The following is a 15,745-nucleotide window of genomic DNA, read 5'->3' as shown; positions in this document are numbered from 1 at the left end:
GGAACTGCTCGTGCGCCCGACGGACGCGGGTGTCGTCCGGGTGGGTCAGCCGCCCAGGCCGGTGGGGCGCAGCGTCACCGGGAGCGACGCCGGGCGGCGGTAGCGGAAGTCGGGCGCCCAGCGGATCTGGTCGGCGCCGGTCGTGAGCACGGGTTCGACCTGGCGCAGGAGCGTCTCGACCGCGGTGCGGACGATGAGCCGGGCCTGCCGGGGCGCGGGGCACCGGTGGGCCCCTGCGCCCCAGGCCAGGTGGGCCCGGTTGCCGAGCCCGTCCCAGGTGCCGTCGCCCCGGATGCTCGGGTCCGAGGCCGCCGCCCCGACGGCCAGGAGGACCGCGTCCCCGGGCTCGACGTAGGCGCCGTCCCCGAACAGGTGCCCTTCCTTGACGGCGAACCGGGGCGCCATGACGGTCACCGGCGACGCGTCCCACAGGACCTCGTCCAGCGCCTCGTCGGTCCCGAGCCGGCCGCCGGCCAGCCGCCGGGCGAACTGCTGGTCGCTCAGGGCGAGCAGCAGCGCCTGCCCCAGCCACGCCTGCATGCCCAGGCTCGCCCCGGTCACGACCGAGAGCATCCCGGCCACCGCCTCGTCGGTGCCCTCGTAGGCGGGATGCTGGGCGAGCAGGCCGGACGGCGTCGGGCCACCGTTGGCGTCGCGTCCCATGACCTGCCCGCCGAGCACGAAGCTCAGCTCGTCGACGCTCGCGGCATCGCCCTCTCCCGCCGCGAGGGCGTCGGCGATCTCGAACACCTGGCGACCGGTGGCGGGGTCCAGCCCGAGGACCGTGCCGAACGCGAGACGCGTGACGGGAACCACGTAGTGGCGCATCAGGTCGACCTCCCGGCCGGCCGCGTCCCCGCTGCCGAGCCCGTCGAGCACCTGGTCGCACGCCACACGGGTGACGCGGCCGACCTCGGCCGCGTCGACGGCCTCGAGCATCTCGTCCAGCGGTCCGCGCAGCCGGGCGTGCAGCGGCCCGGACGCCGTCTCGACCCGCTGCCCCACCCGGGGCCGGAACAGCGACCGCAGCGGAGCGGGCAACGACCCGGGCTCTCCGTTCCAGGCGCCGGTGTCGGTCGTCACCATGCTGGAGTCCCGGGCGAGCATGACGATGGTCTGGTACCCGCCCACCAGCCAGGCCCGCGCACCCGACCCGAGATCGACCGGAAGGGCCTCGCCCCACTCCTGCCGCAGGGCGGACCACGCAGCGTCGATGTCGCGCGCCGAGAGCACATCGCCCAGCACCGGGACAGTCTCAGGGTCGTACAGGCGCATCCGGTACCTGCCGGAGGCCGAGCCTGCCAGCACCGAGCCCGAGCCGCGCGCAGCCACAGTCACATTCGGATCCGTCATCGTCCTCTTCCGCCAAGGGCCAGGGCGAGATTTCCCAGACGACAGAGACGATAGCGACAAATATCCCGTATCAGTCCTTTTTCACCACCCCCGGTTTGCCAGACCTGGACTGTCGGCTCACGGACGAGTCGTGTGGTGCGGCCCGGTCTTGAGGACATCCCCGGAGCTCTCGAGCACGAGCGGCGCCGTGCTGGGTTCGTCCTTCAGCGGTACGACCTCGACCGGCGTGTCAGAGACGCCCAGGACCGCCCTCGGCGTCCGCCCCAGACGAACCGGGTGCCGCAGGTCGCGGTGCGGTCGAGCGAGCATCAGGACGTCCGCGTCGGTCGCGGTGTCGACCAGGACATCGGCGGGGTGGCCCTCGACCACCACGGTCTCCACGGCGACGCCCGGGAACGCGTCACGCCAGTCACGTGCGACCTCCCCCAGCAGGCGGCCGGCGACACCGACGGACTCACCCGCGACGGGGTCGGTGCCGCCGGACTCGGCCGCACGGCCCGAGACGTCGACGACGTGGACCAGGCGCAGGGCGGCGTGCCGTGCGGACGCCGTCACGTACGCGCGGGCCAGCATCTCGCCGTTGCGCTCGAACGACTTGATGCCGACGACGATCCGGCCGTGGTCGCCGGCCCGCCAGTCCGCGGCCGTGGCCCCCGACCGAGCACCGTCTCGAACCCGACGTCGGACGCGCCGGAGCGCGCCTCAGCGGCGACCCTGTCCAGAGTGCGCTCCCCTGAGCTCCGAAGATCCTCGACATCACGCCCCGCCGCGGGCCACAGACCGATGCGGCTGTGCCTGAGGCGCACCCGCGGACCCGCCGGGCGCGATCCCGTCGGTCCTCCGGCGCACCTCCCAGACCTCCCCGGGTTTCAGCTCTCGTTCCTGACCGTCGACGGCGGCGGTGATCGGGAGCTGCTGCGACCCGGGTATGCCGAGACGAACGCCGTCGTGGTCACACCGCACGGTGATGCCCCAGTGGTCCCGGTAGCGGAGCCGCAGCTCCAGGGCGTCGAGCTCGTCGGGCAGCCGGGGTTCCAGGCGGAGCGCCCCGCTGGTGAGGTCGAGCCCGGTGTAGCACCGCTGGACGAGGTCGACGGCGCCGGCCATCGCGCCGAGGTGGATCCCCTCGGCGGTGGTGCCGCCCTGGACGTCGGCGATGTCGCTGTCGAGCGCCTCCCGGAAGAACCGCCACGAGGCGCTCCGGTCCCGGCTGGCCAGCACCCAGGCATGCACGACGGCGCTCAGCGTCGACCCGTGGCTGGTGCGGGCGAGGTAGTAGTCCACGGTGCGGTCCAGCCGTGCGCGGTCGAACTCGTAGCCGAGTGACGCGAGTGCCCGGAGCAGACCGTCCTCCCCGAGGAGGAACACGAGCATCAGGACGTCCGCCTGCTTGGACGCCTGGTAGCGGTGCACCGAGTCGCCCTCCGCCTCGAGGATCCGGTCGAGGCGGCGGATGCTCCCGTAGCGCGACCGGTAGGCCGGCCAGTCCAGCTCCACGAGCCGGTCGTAGCCCTCGAACTGGCTGAGCACGCCCTCGCCCTGGAACACCACGCGCATGCGTCGGCTGACGTGGTCGAACAGTTCCGTCTCGTGCTCCTCCAGCCGGAGCCGGCGGCGCAGGGCGCTGCCCTCTGGCTCGGGCAGGAGCGCGATCGCGTCCAGGGCATATCGCAGCACTCTGGTCACCATGACGTTCGTGTAGGTGTTGTTGTCGATCCCCGCGCGATCGGCCTCCGGGTACCGGTCGTGATATTCGTCGGGCCCGACCACACCGCGGATGTCGTACCGGTCCGTCACGGCGTCATAGGTCGCGAGGCTGCACCAGAACCGGGCGATCTCCACGAGCATCTCGATGCCGTAACCGTGCAGGAACACGAGGTCGCCGGTGGCCTGGTAGTACTGCCACACGTTGTGCGCCACCGCGATGCCGACGTGCCGCTGGAGGTCCGTGTGGTCCTCGAGCCAGCGGCCGGAGACCGGGTTGAGGTGCGTCCGCTGCGTCTCGTCCCGGCCGTCGCTACCGCTCTGCCACGGGTACATCGCGCCCCGGTAGCCGGCGTCGGACGCCGCCTGCCGGGCTCGCGGGAGCCGTCGCCACCGGTACATCAGCAGCGACCGCGCCACATGGGGCAGGCGGAGCAGCAGGAACGGGAAGACGAACAGCTCGTCCCAGAACACGTGCCCGCGGTAGGCCTCCCCGTGCAGGCCGCGTGCGGGCATACCGACGTCGAGGTGCTCCGTGTGCTCGGACAGGACCTGCAGGAGATGGAAGACGTACAGGTCCAGCGCCCGCTGCGGCTGCCCCGGGACGACCACGCGGCACGACCGCCACAGCTGCTCCCACGCGCGCGCGTGGTCCGTCAGGAGCTCTTCGAAGGGCGGGACACGAGCCGCATGCGCACGTGCGGCGTCCAGGGGTTCGGAGATCGCCCGGTCCAGCGAGGTGTACATCGCGACGCGCTTCTCGATCGTCACGGGTGCGCCCTCGGCCAGGTCCAGCCACATCCGGACCGCGGACTCCCCGGCGGAGTGCTCGAAGAGGGTGGTGACCGGCCGCGACGGGTCCAGGACCACGGTCACTGCCGCCTGCGCGATCCGGATCTGCGACGTGGCGGTGCGAACCTGGAGCCAGGCGATGCGCTCTTCCTTGTCCCACCCTTCGTCGACGGGGACGAGGTGCTGCCCGTCGAGGTCGCGGTACCGGGCCACGCCGGCGTTGGTCACCCGGGCGTCGAGGCTCGCGCGGACCTCCAGCCGGCCGGACCAGTTCTCCGCGACGAACGTCGTCTCCAGTGCGGCCACGTGCGGGTCGTGCATCGACACGAGCCGCCGCTGGGTCACGGCAACCCTCCGGCCGATCGGGTCGCGAAACCGGGTGCGCCGCGTCAGGACCCCCTGTCGCAGATCGAGGTCCTGCTGGTGCTCCAGGACGTGCCCACCGGCCAGGGTGAGCCAGTCCTGCCCGGGGGTGCGGAACCTGAGCGGCAACCAGTTCGGCGCGTTGACCAGGTCCTCGTTCTCGACCGCGCGGTCCGCAACCGTCGAGGTCAGGCGGTCGTAGCAGCCGGCGAAGTAGGTACCCGGGTAGTGCACGCCGTCGGCCGACGACTCCGGCGCGGCGCCGCGGGTCGCGACGTAGCCGTTGCCCAGCGTGCACAAGGCCTCGCGCAGCCCTTCGGTGGCCGGGTCGAAGCCCTCATACGACAGGGTGGCGTGTTCCACGGTGCCTCCCGACGACGGCGACGTCGGCCAGGTCCGCGACCACGACGTGTGCGCCCAGCTCCAGCATCTCCGGGCGCGACCGCCCCTGACGGTCCACCCCGATCACCAGTCCGAACCCGCCGCGACGGCCGGACTCGACGCCGACCAGGGCGTCCTCGATCAGCGCGCACCGGCCGGGTGGCACCGCGAGCCGCTGCGCGGCTTCCAGGAACAGCGCCGGTTCCGGCTTGCCCGCGAGCCCGAGCCGCTGGGCGTCGAGACCGTCCACGCGCACGTCGACCAGGCCGTCCACGCCGGCCGCGCGCAGGACCGGCCCGCAGCTGCGGCTCGCCGACACGGCCGCGATGCCGACCTGCCGATGCCTGAGCTCGTGCAGGAACGCCACGGTGGAGGGGAACGCCCGGACCCCGTGTGTCCGCACCTCGTCGAGGAAGTACCTGGTCTTGCGCTCGAGCAGGGACTCGAGCGTGTCGGTACCGGCCGTACCGGTACCGTCTCGACCGCGCTCGGGCAGCACGATGCCCCGCGAACCGAGGAACGCCCGGGCGCCGTCCTCTCGCGACCTGCCGTCCACGAGACGCAGGTAGTCCGTCTCCACGTCGAACGGCGCCGGGCGGGTACCGCTCCGCGCCCCTCGGTCGTGGAGCAGCTCGTCGAACGCACGCTTCCAGGCCGCCGCGTGGGTACGGGCGGTGTCCGTGATCACACCGTCGGTGTCCAGGACGACGGCGTCGACCGTCGCGAGGTCCAGCTCCGTGCGCGGCAACGTCACGTCGTCTCCTTCGACAGTCGAGCGGTGTCAGGCGGTCGGTCACGCGGTCGCTGTCACGCGGTACTTTTCATGCCACATTGGCTTGCCCGGCCGTCGGGGGGCAGGGCCATCCGGCCCGGGTAGGCGGGACGTTCGGCCCCAGCTGCGCACGACAGCGCAGGCTCGTGGCGCCTCACGTGAAGACGGCCTGGCCGCCGGTCCGCGAGGTCCAGGGACCAATGCCCGGACGAGATGGGACCTCCTGCCCTACCGCTTCCCGCAGCCAGGCGCTGGGCTGGAGCCAAGGGTGGGAGGGTCGAGCACCATGAACCTGATCGACTCCAGGGTGCAGAAGATCCTGCGGGCAGCGGGAAGCGCTCCGAGCGTCTACAACACCCAGCCGTGGCGGGTGTCGGTCGCGGGCAGCACGGTGAGGGTCCACGCGGATCCGGCGCGTCAGCTGCAGCACTCCGACCCGCACGGCAGGGAGATGTACCTCAGCTGCGGCGCGTACCTGTTCAACGCCCGGACGGCCGCTCGCCGCGAGTCGCTGGACGCCGTGGTGAGGGTGCTGCCGGACCCGCACGACGAGCTGCTCGTCGCCGTCCTCGAGCTCGAACCCGGCAGAACTCCCAACACCGACGAGCTCGAGCTGTCCGTGGCGATCGCGCGGCGCACGACGTCACGGACGCCCTTCGACGACCAGCCCCTGTTCTCGGACGTCCTGCACGCCATCGTGTCCGCCGCCCACGACGAGAGCGCGGACCTGCGCGTCATCCAGCCCTCCGAGCCCGTGCGCGCCGACGTCATCGCGCTCGTCCGCCGGGCCGAGGCCCTCGCCGCCGAGGACCCCGTGGCTCGCGCCGAGGAGCTGGCCTGGACCGGAACGGACGCGGATCGCGCCGACGGGATCCCCCAGGAGCTGCTCGGTCCGGCCAGCGCCGACGACCACGCAGGGGCCCGACAGTTCCTGGCCAGCACGGGCGTCGCGCAGTTCGAGCGCATGTCGACGATGGCCGTCCTGACGACGCCGGGCGACACACCCCGGGACTGGGTCCTGGCCGGCCAGGCGCTGGAGCACGTGCTGCTCGTCGCCACGACCTTCTTCGTCCGCGCGTCGTTCGCGACCACCGTCCTCGAGAACCCCACCACGCGCCACGACCTGCGCCGGGTCCTGTCCCTGGACGCGGCGCCGCAGATGCTCATGCGGCTGGGGTACAGCTCGATGCCCAAGCACACGCCCCGCCGGTCCGTCGACGAGCTCAGATCCTGAGGCCCCCCGGGTCACGGATGCAGGCGGACCGGGCGGTGCTCGATCTCGCGGCCCTCGCTCGCCGGCTCACCCACCCCGCGCGCGGTCGCCACCGCGCCGTCGGCGGAGCTGACCGAGCGCGTGCGGAACCAGTTCCGTGGGCACGGCCTGACCACGTACTGACGGGCCGGCGCGTGTGCGGTGCGCCGGCCCTGCCCGGTCATCGGGTCAGGTGGCTGGGGCCGAAGAGCGCCACCTTGAGCGCACCCGTCTCGGCCGGTCGCGAGAACACGTCGTAGGCCTCCTGCATCTGGGTCAGCTCGAACCGGTGCGTGATCAGCTCGGGCAGCCGCAGCCGGCCGGCGGCGACCATCCCCAGCAGCGTCGGGGTGGTGCGCGTGTCGACGAGGCCCGTCGTGATCGTGAGGTCGCGGATCCACGCGGTCTCCAGGTGCAGCATGGCCGGCGCACCGTGCACACCGACGTTCGCCACGTGGCCGCCGGGCCGGACGATCTCGACGCACAGCTCGAACGTCGCGGGAATGCCGACGGCCTCGACGGCCACGTCGGCGCCGAGACCACCGGTGAGCTCGGCGACGCGTCCAGCGACGTCGTCGGCGGAGTCGAGCGCAACGTCCGCGCCGAGGCCGGACGCCGCATCGCGGCGGCTCTTCGCCGGGTCGACGACGACGATGTGCGACGGGCTGTACAGACGAGCCGTGGCGACGGCGGCAAGCCCGACCGGACCGGCCCCGACGACGACCACCGTGTCCCCCGGCGTGACGGACCCGGCCAGCACACCCACCTCGTAGGCGGTGGGCAGGATGTCGGCCAGGAGGACGGCCTTCTCGTCGCCGATCGCGTCGGGCAGCCGGTAGGTCGACAGGTCGGCGAACGGCACCCGCACGTGCTCGGCCTGGGTCCCGTCGACACGGTGGCCCAGGATCCAGCCGCCTCCCCCGAGGCACTGGCCGTAGCGTCCCTCGCGGCAGTACCGGCACCGCCCACAGGCCGAGATGCAGGAGATCAGGACGCGGTCGCCGACGCCGAGGTTCCGGACGCCGCTCCCGACCGCCTCGACGGTACCGACGGCCTCGTGGCCGAGGATCCGTCCGGGCTCGACGGTCGGGACGTCCCCCTTGAGGATGTGCAGGTCGGTGCCGCAGATCGTGACGCAGTCGACCCGGACGACGGCGTCGTCCGGGTCGTCGACGGTCGGCTCCGGCACCTCTTCCCACCCGGTGCTGCCGGGTCCGTGATAGACGAGTGCCTTCATGACTCCTCCTGGTGGTCGGTGCCCGGACATGGGCTCCAGGGGCGGCCTCGGTCGGCGAGCGCCGGTCGTGATGGCTACCCGTTTCCTCGACGACATCACCACGGAGGGTCGGGCTGCAGGACCGAACGTCCCGACTTCTCAGGCCGACGGTCCTGCGTCCTGTCGACTGCACCGACCTGCGAGGCGCCCGCCGTGTCGCGGCGAGCCTGAGCTGCCCGCTCTACGCACTTGTGCGTCGCTCCTGGGAGGCGGTGGGCTCGCGCCGGTTCCGTCGACGCCGGTGCAGGCGCCACGCCTCGTCGATGCCCCAGAGCAGGAGCCGGTTGCTGAACAGGCCGATCGAGCGCAGCGAGGCGAACTGCGTGCGGGAGGCCAGACCGGTACCGATCTGGCACGCGACGATCCCGAGGAACGTCATCGTGGTCGCCTGCTGCCAGACGTGGTGCAGCGGTGTGCCTGGATCGACCGGTGCGCCCAGGCTCCATCCCCCGTCGACGAGGGTCAGGATGAAGACCGTCAGGACCAGGACCGCCGAGACACCGCCCAACAGCCCCCAGGCACGCCCAGCATGGTGGCGTTGATGATGTTCTCCCTGCGGGCCCGGGGTGGCCGGTCCATCAGGCCCGGCTCGGCCGGCTCCCGGCCCAGCGCGAGCGCAGGCAGGGTCTCGGTGCCGAGGTCGATGGCCAGGATCTCCCGGGCCCGCACGATGGTGCGGGTGCCGTCGCGCAGGGCTGTCGCGGTGTCCGGCAGGTATGCCGCGAGCGCCTCCACGGCTCGCTCCGCCTGCTGTTCCTGGACGAAGGCCAGGCCGGCATTCAGCACGATCACCGCGACGATCGCGATCCCGAGCGCCTGCGCGCCCGACGCGAGGGCCAGTGCTGCGGCGAGCCACAGCAGCAGTGCGAGGGGGTGGGTGAACTGGCGCAGCAGCTGCCCGGGCCAGTCCCGGCCCCGGCGTCGGGTCAGCTCGTTGGGTCCGTAGACGAGCAGTCGTCGTGTCGCTTCGCGTCCGGTGAGCCCTTCGGGCCTGGTGCGAAGGTCACGCATGAGCGGTGTGAGCGGTTCTCGCGGGTCGCTCAGTGCCATCTCGTCGGCCACGGCCATGCCACCGAACGTAGCCAGCGGCCAGGACCGGGCACAGGGGCGAAAGCCCTTGGATGCCACGCGCCGTCCCATCACGTGACCTTTGGCCCTGTCGTGCGCACAGCCCGGAACCGAGGCTGAACGTATGGCTGACGAGGCGGAGAAGTCAGACTCGCGGCGCGTCGTCGGCGTCGACGGCTCCGAGTCCTCCGTGCGGGCGCTGCGCCGTGCAGCCGAGATCGCCGAAGCGCTCAGCATGCCTGTCGAAGCGACCATGACGTGGGAGAACCCCGTCATGCTCGCGAACCCACCCGATGCCCCGCCGGCGGGCGGGTGACGACGAGGAGGCGGACAGGATGGAGATCGTTCGAGGCGAACGAACAGCGCAGGAGATCGTGGGCCTGCGCGAGAAGGTGCGGATGGACGAGCTCAAGGACTTCTTTCCGCGGGCGCTGACCGCGGCGGCCGAGGCGCTCGGGGCGCGGGGTGTGGAACCTGCGGGGCCGCCCGTGGCGCTCTACCAGTCCATGTCCCCGGAGGGGTTCGACGTGACCGCGGGATACCCGGTCCCGGCAGGGGCCGCGCCGTCCGACGAGGTCGTCGCCGCGATGCTCCCCGCCGGCGCGACGGTCGAGGCGGTCCACGAGGGGCCCTACGAGACGCTGACGGCGGCCCACCAGGAGCTGACGGCCTGGTTCCAGGAGAACGGGGTGCCCTCGCCCACAGTCGTGTGGGAGGAGTACGTCCTCGGGCCCGAGAGCGGTGCCGATCCGAGCCGGTGGCAGACGCGGATCGTGTACCCGGTGGGCTGACCCGGCCCGTTCCCTGCCGGGCACGCGGACCGGGTGGTGTCCTGGGTGCAGAGCACGGACTGAAGGAGACGAGCCATGGACGTCGGCGACGCACGGATCGAGAGGATCCTGAGAGCGGCTGGAGACGCTCCGAGCGTCTTGAACACCCAGCCGTGGCAGGTGGCGGCCACGGGGAGCACCGTGACGCTTCGTGCCGATCCGTCGAGACAGCTCCGGCACAACGACCCTCAGGGTCGTGAGATGTTGATCAGCTGCGGGGCCTTCCTGTTCAACGCGAGAGTGGCTGCCCGGCGCGAGTCGCTGACCGCCGTCGCCACGGTCCTGCCCGACCCGGGCGACGAACTGCTCGTCGCCGAGATCGTGCTCGAGCCGGGCGACGACCCGAGCGCGGACGAGCTCGAGCTGTCCGTGGCGATCGAGCACCGCGCGACGTCCCGCGACCCCTTCGACGACCGGCCCCTCCCGACGGACATCCTGGTGGCCATCCAGCGGGCCGCGGACCACGAGGGGGCAAGCCTGCGCGCGGTCCACCCGTCGGACCCCGCCCGGACGGAGGTGCTGAGCCTCGTAAGGCGGGCTGAGGCCATCGCGGCGGAGGACATGGCCGGTCGCGACGAGGAGGCGGCATGGACCGCCACCGAGCCGGGGCGCGACGACGGCATCCCGGTCAAGCACCTCGGACGGTCGCCGAGCAACCCGGGTGCACCGGCGCGCCGGTTTCACGAGAGCGTCGGCCGGGAACGGTTCGAGCAGAACTCGACCCTCGCCGTCCTGAGCACGCCCGGCGACACGGCCAGGGACTGGGTCGCGGCCGGCCAGGCCCTGGAGCGCGCGCTCCTGGTCGCCGCCACCTACTTCGTCCGCGCGTCGTTCGCCACGACCGTCCTGGAGAACCCGACGACGCGCGACGACCTGCGCCAGGTGCTCTCCCTCCGTGGCTTCCCGCAGATGCTGATGCGGCTCGGCAACGTCGCACGGCCGGTGCACACACCCCGGCGTACCGTGCGCTCGACCACGCCGTAGGGGCCTCGCCCACCCCGAGGCACGGCACCGTTGTCACGAGTAGCCATGACGACGGTGCCGTCGCCAGGACCACTAGGCCCGTGCGGTCGCCAGCTCGGGGTAGACGGCCTCGAGGGGAGCACTGAGCCCGGCCTTGGCCTGGACGGACGTGGCGTCGGCGAGGACCTCGTACTCCCCCGCCTCGGTGGCGTCGAACACGATACGCACCAGGTCGACCGGGTCGGTCTTGGGGTCGGTGGTGTGGGCGGCCATCGGGGTGTCGACCCAGCCGACGTGCACTCCGACGACGTGCACCCCGGCGGGAGCGAGCTCGAGGCGCAGGGAGTTGGTCGCGGACCAGAGCGCGGCCTTGGTCGCACTGTAGATGCCGGCGACGGCGTACCAGCTCAGTGCGGAGTGGACGTCGATGATCACCGAGCCCGGATTCGCCGAGAGAATCGGCGCGAACGCACGGGCCAGGAGCAGCGGGCCGACGAAGTTGGTCTCGACGCTGCGGCGGATCTCCTCGTCCGTGTGGGTGAGGATGCCCGCGCTGGACACCGACGCACCGGCGTTGTTGATCAGGACGGTCACGTCGGAGGCCGCTTCGACCGCCGCCCGGATGGATTCTGCGTCGGTGACATCCAGGGCGAGCGGCACGATGCGCTCGTCGTCCCAGGTGCGGGGGTTTCGGGCGGTCGCGTAGACCTTGGCCGCGCCGAGGTCGAGGGCCTGGCGCACGAACTGGGTGCCGATTCCGCCGTTGGCGCCTGTGACCAGGACGACGGCTCCGTTGAGTGAGGGCATTGGCTTCTTCTTCCGAGGGATCTGAGATCGGGTGGGGGTCAGACGTGCGTCATGGCTGGGTAGTCCGTGTAGCCGGCCGCGCCGCCCCCGTACAGGGTGGTCGGGTCGAGCTCGTTCAGCGGCGCGTCGGTGCGCAGCCGCTCGACGACGTCGGGGTTGGCCAGGGCGAAGCGGCCCAGGGGCGCGATGTCGGCGAGCCCGGCGTCGATGTCGTCGGCGATCTGCTCGCGGTTCCGCCCGTACCGGACCACGAGCACCGCCGTGGTCCACAGGTCACGGAGGGAGCGCAGCAGGTCGTCGTCACCGAGGTGGTGCACGTGCAGGTACGCCAGCTCCAGCGGGCCGAGCTCGCCGACCAGGTGCCGGTACTGCGCCCGGACGCTCTCGACGCCGCCCTCGTCGATCCCGCCCAGGGGGAAAGCGGGCGAGATGCGGATGCCGGTCCGGTCGGCGCCGATCTCGTCGGCCACCGCTCGGGCGACCTCGACCACGAACCGGGACCGGTTCTCCACCGATCCGCCGTACTGGTCGGTGCGGTGGTTCGCGTTCGGGGAGAGGAACTGGTGCAGCAGGTACCCGTTGGCACCGTGGATCTCGACCCCGTCCGCGCCCGCGGCGATCGCGGATGCCGCCGCGTGCCGGAACTCGCCGAGCACGGCCTGGATGTCCTCGGCGGTCAGCACGCGCGGCACCGGTGTTCTCTGCGGTCCGGTCGCGGTGAACATGTCCTGCTCGGCGGAGACGGCGGACGGCGCGACGGGCCGGCGGTGGTGCGGGGTGTTGTCCGGGTGCGACATGCGGCCGACGTGCATCAGCTGGATGAACAGCGACCCGCCACCGGCGTGCACGGCGTCGGCGACCTTCCGCCATCCCTCGACGTGCTCGGAAGTGTAGATGCCGGGCGTGTTGAAGTAGCCCTGCCCGTCCTCCGAAGGCTGGACGCCCTCGGTGATGACCAGGCCGAGCCCGGCCCGCTGCCCGTAGTACTCGGCGGCCAGCTCGCCGGGCGTGCCGTCCGGGTTGGCCCGGTTGCGGGTCATCGGCGCCAGGGCGAGCCGGTGTGGGAGCTCCACCCGGCCGAGAGCGAACGGCTGCCAGAGGGTAGGTGACAAGGTCATGGGTCTGAGTCCTTACGTCGATCGGTCTTGAGCGGCCGCCACTGCTGCCACGGTCGAAGCCCTCGTGCAATAGTGACTGTGCTCATAACTGAGCATAGTCATCTTTTATTCCGAGAGCGTTGGCGCCGCCCGCACCACCCCCTTGACAAGCTTTTCTGAGCATGCTCATTATTGAGCATGCTCACATGAGCCGGGCTGGACAGGGACCAGGAGAACGACATGTCGCAGCAAGGGACGACCCAGAACTACGCGGACGCTCCGACGAGGACGATCGCGGCGGGCGACGCCGTGTTCGCCTACCGCGAGATCGGCCCGCAGACCGAGATCCCGCTGATACTGCTGACGCACCTCGGGGCGAACCTCGACGGCTGGGACCCGCGCCTCGTCGACGGCCTGGCACGCGACCGCCGCGTGATCGCCGTCGACTACCGCGGCGTCGGCGACTCCACCGGACGCGTGCGCACCTCGATCGAGGAGATGGCCGGCGACGTCGTCGCCGTGATCCACGCGCTCGGCCACGACCGCGTGGACATGTTCGGCCTGTCGATGGGCGGGATGGTCGCCCAGGCCGTCGCCGCACGGGCGCCTCGGCTGATCGACCGGCTCATCCTCGCAAGTGCGGGCCCCGCCGGCGGGCCCGGGCTGACCGCCATGACCGCCGTCATGGTCAGGACCGTGCTCCGCGCCGGGCTCACCGTCAACGATCCGAGGGCGCTGCTGTTCTTCACCCCCACCACCGAGGGGAAGCACGCCGCCCGCACCTACCTCGCGCGGCTCAAGGAGCGCATGACAGGACGCGACAAGCCCGTCGCTCCGGGCGTGTATCAGGCCCAGCTGGCCGCCGTACGCCAGTGGGGTACGCAAGAGCCCGCAGACCTCACGGCGTTCACCGGACCCGTCTTCATCGTCCACGGGGACAGCGACCGGATGGTCCCACCCGCCAACGCCACGGCGCTGGCCCGGCGGCTGCCCGGCGCGGCCGTCACGGTCTACCCGGACTCCGGGCACGGCGCCGTCTTCCAGTACCACCGGGAGTTCGTCGCCGGAGCGCGGGACTTTCTCCACCGGTAGTCCCGGCAGGCCCGTGGTCGCCTCGGACAGACCCACCAGACCAAGTCACCAGATCAAGTCACCAGAACCAGAAGGAAGAACACCATGCGCGCGTTCGTCGTCAGAAAGTACAAGGGACCGCTCCAGGAGGTGGACGTCCCGGAGCCCGTGGTCGGAGAGCACGACGTGCTCGTCCAGGTCCAGGCAGCCGGGCTCAACATGCTCGACGAGAAGATCCGCGCGGGCGAGTTCAAGCAGATCCTCCCGTACAAGCTGCCGCAGATCCTGGGCAACGACGTCGCCGGAACCGTGATCGGCGTCGGCCCCGAGGTGCAGGAGTTCGCCCTGGGCGACCAGGTGTACGCCCGGCCCGACAAGGGCCGCATCGGAACGTTCGCCGAGCGCATCGCCGTGGCCGAGACCGATCTGGCGCTCAAGCCGGCCTCGGTCAGCATCGAGGAGGCCGCGTCGCTTCCGCTGGTGGCCCTGACCGCATGGCAGGCGCTCGTCGAGAAGGGCAACGTGCAGCCGGGCCAGCGGGTCCTGATCCACGCCGGCGCAGGGGGCGTGGGGACGATCGCGATCCAGCTCGCCAAGCACCTCGGCGCGACCGTCGCCACGACGGCCGGCGGCGGCAACGCCGACTTCGTCCGAGAGCTGGGTGCCGACAGCGTCATCGACTACCGCACCCAGGACTTCGAGCAGCTCCTGGACGGGTACGACCTCGTGCTGGACAGCCTCGGCGGCCAGAACCTGGAGAAGTCCCTGCGGGTGCTGCGACCCGGTGGCAAGGCGATCGGGATCGCCGGGCCGCCCGACCCCGCCTTCGCGCGGGAGGTGGGCCTGAACCCCGTGCTGCGCCTCGCGATCGCCGGACTCAGCGGCAAGGTCCGCAGGCAGGCGAAGCGCCTCGGCGTCACCTACGAGTTCCTCTTCATGCGTGCCAGCGGCGACCAGCTCCGTGAGATCACCGCCCTCGTCGACAGCGGCGCGCTGCGCCCCGTCGTCGGACGCGTCTTCGACTTCGACCAGACCGTCCAGGCCGTGCAGTCCCTCGAGAAGGGCGGCATCCGCGGCAAGGCCGTCGTCACCAGGGCCTGAACGAGCCCTCATCCACCGCAGACCAGAAGCAGGAGAAACATCATGAGCACCAACGACACCTCGAACCGGCCCACCGTCACCTCTTATGCGCTGGCCCCGGCCCGCACGATCACCGCGGGCGGCGTCACCTACGCCTACCGGGAGCTCGGCCCGAAGGGCGGGATCCCCGTCGTCTTCTTCGTGCACCTCGCCGCGACCCTCGACAACTGGGACCCCCGGATCGTCGATGCGATCGCGCGGAACCGCCACGTCATCACATTCGACAACCGCGGTGTCGGCGCCTCCACGGGCAGCGTTCCCGACAGCGTCGAGGCGATGGCCGATGACGCCTACACCTTCGTCAAGGCCCTCGGCTTCGGCACGATCGACGTCTTCGCCTTCTCCCTCGGCGGCATGGTCGCGCAGGACCTGGTGGTCAAGCATCCCGAGCTGGTCCGCAAGCTCGTCCTGACCGGCACCGGGCCCCGCGGCGGCAGGGACATCGACAAGGTCGTGGCCACCACCTACTGGGACATCCTGCGCGCGACGCTGACCCGGTCAGACCCGAAGGAGTTCCTGTTCTTCAACCGCAACGCAACCGGCAAGCCCGCCGCGAAGGCGTTCGTCGAGCGCCTCCAGGAGCGCACCATGGACCGTGACGAGGACATGTCGCTGAAGGGGTTCCGGACGCAGCTCAAGGCGATCAAGAAGTACGGGCGCTCGGCCCCCTCGGACCTGTCCAAGATCACCCAGCCCACCCTGATCGCCAACGGCGACAACGACCGCATGGTGCCCTCCGTGCTCTCCGAGGACCTGCACCGCCGCATCAAGGACTCCACGCTCATCATCTACCCGGACTCCGGGCACGGCGGCATCTTCCAGTACCACCAGGAGTTCGCCCCTGTCGCCGCCGAGTTCCTCGCCGGCTGACCCCGA

General features: G+C 71.5%; 17 protein-coding genes. 7 read left to right on the top strand and 10 right to left on the bottom strand.

From position 1 onward, the window contains the following. Positions 1–45: 45 nt before the first annotated feature. The 4 genes from ACIPN7_RS17265 to ACIPN7_RS17250 form a co-directional block, all read right to left on the bottom strand. Positions 46–1,338, bottom strand: a complete 1,293-nt coding sequence (locus tag ACIPN7_RS17265; protein WP_400544659.1) for a hypothetical protein — start codon at positions 1,336–1,338, stop codon at positions 46–48. A gap of 132 nt (positions 1,339–1,470) precedes the next feature. Then, positions 1,471–1,926, bottom strand: coding sequence for a universal stress protein (locus ACIPN7_RS17260; protein WP_400544656.1), 456 nt, complete (start codon positions 1,924–1,926; stop codon positions 1,471–1,473). A gap of 183 nt (positions 1,927–2,109) precedes the next feature. Next, the gene (locus ACIPN7_RS17255; protein WP_400544653.1) at positions 2,110–4,575 is read right to left on the bottom strand and encodes a glycoside hydrolase family 65 protein; all 2,466 of its coding nucleotides are present in this window, start codon (positions 4,573–4,575) and stop codon (positions 2,110–2,112) included. Beyond that, entirely contained in the window at positions 4,550–5,347 is a 798-nt protein-coding gene (locus tag ACIPN7_RS17250) for an HAD family hydrolase (protein ID WP_400544650.1), read from the bottom strand. The genes ACIPN7_RS17255 and ACIPN7_RS17250 overlap by 26 nt, the downstream gene beginning before the upstream one ends. Before the next feature lie 304 nt (positions 5,348–5,651). On the opposite strand from ACIPN7_RS17250, the gene ACIPN7_RS17245 reads away from it, so the two are divergent. Then, entirely contained in the window at positions 5,652–6,599 is a 948-nt protein-coding gene (locus tag ACIPN7_RS17245) for an Acg family FMN-binding oxidoreductase (protein ID WP_400544647.1), read from the top strand. Positions 6,600–6,610: 11 nt separating this feature from the next. On the opposite strand, the gene ACIPN7_RS17240 is transcribed toward ACIPN7_RS17245, so the two are convergent. From ACIPN7_RS17240 to ACIPN7_RS17225, 4 genes are all read right to left on the bottom strand, one after another. Continuing rightward, a complete protein-coding gene (locus ACIPN7_RS17240; RefSeq protein ID WP_400544644.1) occupies positions 6,611–6,802 on the bottom strand; it encodes a hypothetical protein in 192 nt (63 codons plus the stop codon). Further along, on the bottom strand, positions 6,799–7,854 hold the full coding sequence (locus tag ACIPN7_RS17235; protein ID WP_400544641.1) for an alcohol dehydrogenase catalytic domain-containing protein: 1,056 nt from the start codon (positions 7,852–7,854) through the stop codon (positions 6,799–6,801). Before ACIPN7_RS17235 ends, ACIPN7_RS17240 begins: the two co-directional genes overlap by 4 nt. Positions 7,855–8,074: 220 nt before the next feature. Further along, positions 8,075–8,401, bottom strand: coding sequence for a cation transporting ATPase C-terminal domain-containing protein (locus ACIPN7_RS17230; RefSeq protein ID WP_400544638.1), 327 nt, complete (start codon positions 8,399–8,401; stop codon positions 8,075–8,077). Further along, a complete protein-coding gene (locus tag ACIPN7_RS17225; protein WP_400544635.1) occupies positions 8,371–8,961 on the bottom strand; it encodes a cation-transporting P-type ATPase in 591 nt (196 codons plus the stop codon). The genes ACIPN7_RS17230 and ACIPN7_RS17225 overlap by 31 nt, the downstream gene beginning before the upstream one ends. A 124-nt stretch (positions 8,962–9,085) precedes the next feature. Here ACIPN7_RS17225 and ACIPN7_RS17220 point away from each other — a divergent pair, with 124 nt between their 5' ends. From ACIPN7_RS17220 to ACIPN7_RS17210, 3 genes are all read left to right on the top strand, one after another. Further along, positions 9,086–9,277 carry a universal stress protein gene (locus ACIPN7_RS17220; protein ID WP_400544633.1) on the top strand — a complete coding sequence of 64 codons (192 nt, stop codon included), beginning with the start codon at positions 9,086–9,088 and terminating at the stop codon, positions 9,275–9,277. A 19-nt stretch (positions 9,278–9,296) separates the two neighbouring features. Beyond that, positions 9,297–9,752: a GyrI-like domain-containing protein gene (locus tag ACIPN7_RS17215; RefSeq protein ID WP_400544630.1), complete on the top strand. Its 456-nt coding sequence runs from the start codon at positions 9,297–9,299 to the stop codon at positions 9,750–9,752. 75 nt (positions 9,753–9,827) lie between these two features. Beyond that, positions 9,828–10,775 carry an Acg family FMN-binding oxidoreductase gene (locus tag ACIPN7_RS17210; protein WP_400544627.1) on the top strand — a complete coding sequence of 316 codons (948 nt, stop codon included), beginning with the start codon at positions 9,828–9,830 and terminating at the stop codon, positions 10,773–10,775. A gap of 72 nt (positions 10,776–10,847) precedes the next feature. On the opposite strand, the gene ACIPN7_RS17205 is transcribed toward ACIPN7_RS17210, so the two are convergent. Together ACIPN7_RS17205 and ACIPN7_RS17200 are read right to left on the bottom strand one after the other, a co-directional pair. Then, positions 10,848–11,561 carry an SDR family oxidoreductase gene (locus ACIPN7_RS17205; protein WP_400544624.1) on the bottom strand — a complete coding sequence of 238 codons (714 nt, stop codon included), beginning with the start codon at positions 11,559–11,561 and terminating at the stop codon, positions 10,848–10,850. Positions 11,562–11,599: 38 nt separating this feature from the next. Then, a complete protein-coding gene (locus ACIPN7_RS17200) occupies positions 11,600–12,679 on the bottom strand; it encodes an alkene reductase (protein ID WP_400544621.1) in 1,080 nt (359 codons plus the stop codon). 219 nt (positions 12,680–12,898) lie between these two features. Here ACIPN7_RS17200 and ACIPN7_RS17195 point away from each other — a divergent pair, with 219 nt between their 5' ends. The 3 genes from ACIPN7_RS17195 (at position 12,899) to ACIPN7_RS17185 (ending at position 15,739) form a co-directional block, all read left to right on the top strand. After that, positions 12,899–13,750, top strand: coding sequence for an alpha/beta fold hydrolase (locus tag ACIPN7_RS17195; protein ID WP_400544618.1), 852 nt, complete (start codon positions 12,899–12,901; stop codon positions 13,748–13,750). An 84-nt stretch (positions 13,751–13,834) separates the two neighbouring features. After that, positions 13,835–14,830 carry an NADP-dependent oxidoreductase gene (locus tag ACIPN7_RS17190; RefSeq protein WP_400544615.1) on the top strand — a complete coding sequence of 332 codons (996 nt, stop codon included), beginning with the start codon at positions 13,835–13,837 and terminating at the stop codon, positions 14,828–14,830. A gap of 42 nt (positions 14,831–14,872) precedes the next feature. Beyond that, positions 14,873–15,739, top strand: a complete 867-nt coding sequence (locus ACIPN7_RS17185; RefSeq protein WP_400544612.1) for an alpha/beta fold hydrolase — start codon at positions 14,873–14,875, stop codon at positions 15,737–15,739. The last annotated feature ends 6 nt before the right edge of the window (positions 15,740–15,745 follow it).

Origin of the sequence: Promicromonospora sp. NPDC090134 (assembly GCF_044746965.1) — a bacterium.
GTDB lineage: Bacteria > Actinomycetota > Actinomycetes > Actinomycetales > Cellulomonadaceae > Promicromonospora.
The sequence above is the reverse complement of the archived record's forward strand: the minus strand, read 5'-3'. Positions and strand labels throughout refer to the sequence as shown.

What these genes read in the sequence shown, in the direction of transcription:
- ACIPN7_RS17260 (WP_400544656.1), bottom strand. Translation starts at nt 1,926, where the DNA reads ATGCTGGCCCGCGCGTACGTGACGGCGTCCGCACGGCACGCCGCCCTG.
- ACIPN7_RS17215 (WP_400544630.1), top strand. Translation starts at nt 9,297, where the DNA reads ATGGAGATCGTTCGAGGCGAACGAACAGCGCAGGAGATCGTGGGCCTG.
- ACIPN7_RS17195 (WP_400544618.1), top strand. Translation starts at nt 12,899, where the DNA reads ATGTCGCAGCAAGGGACGACCCAGAACTACGCGGACGCTCCGACGAGG.
- ACIPN7_RS17200 (WP_400544621.1), bottom strand. Translation starts at nt 12,679, where the DNA reads ATGACCTTGTCACCTACCCTCTGGCAGCCGTTCGCTCTCGGCCGGGTG.
- ACIPN7_RS17245 (WP_400544647.1), top strand. Translation starts at nt 5,652, where the DNA reads ATGAACCTGATCGACTCCAGGGTGCAGAAGATCCTGCGGGCAGCGGGA.
- ACIPN7_RS17185 (WP_400544612.1), top strand. Translation starts at nt 14,873, where the DNA reads ATGAGCACCAACGACACCTCGAACCGGCCCACCGTCACCTCTTATGCG.
- ACIPN7_RS17220 (WP_400544633.1), top strand. Translation starts at nt 9,086, where the DNA reads ATGGCTGACGAGGCGGAGAAGTCAGACTCGCGGCGCGTCGTCGGCGTC.
- ACIPN7_RS17205 (WP_400544624.1), bottom strand. Translation starts at nt 11,561, where the DNA reads ATGCCCTCACTCAACGGAGCCGTCGTCCTGGTCACAGGCGCCAACGGC.
- ACIPN7_RS17235 (WP_400544641.1), bottom strand. Translation starts at nt 7,854, where the DNA reads ATGAAGGCACTCGTCTATCACGGACCCGGCAGCACCGGGTGGGAAGAG.
- ACIPN7_RS17240 (WP_400544644.1), bottom strand. Translation starts at nt 6,802, where the DNA reads ATGACCGGGCAGGGCCGGCGCACCGCACACGCGCCGGCCCGTCAGTAC.
- ACIPN7_RS17190 (WP_400544615.1), top strand. Translation starts at nt 13,835, where the DNA reads ATGCGCGCGTTCGTCGTCAGAAAGTACAAGGGACCGCTCCAGGAGGTG.
- ACIPN7_RS17225 (WP_400544635.1), bottom strand. Translation starts at nt 8,961, where the DNA reads ATGGCCGTGGCCGACGAGATGGCACTGAGCGACCCGCGAGAACCGCTC.
- ACIPN7_RS17210 (WP_400544627.1), top strand. Translation starts at nt 9,828, where the DNA reads ATGGACGTCGGCGACGCACGGATCGAGAGGATCCTGAGAGCGGCTGGA.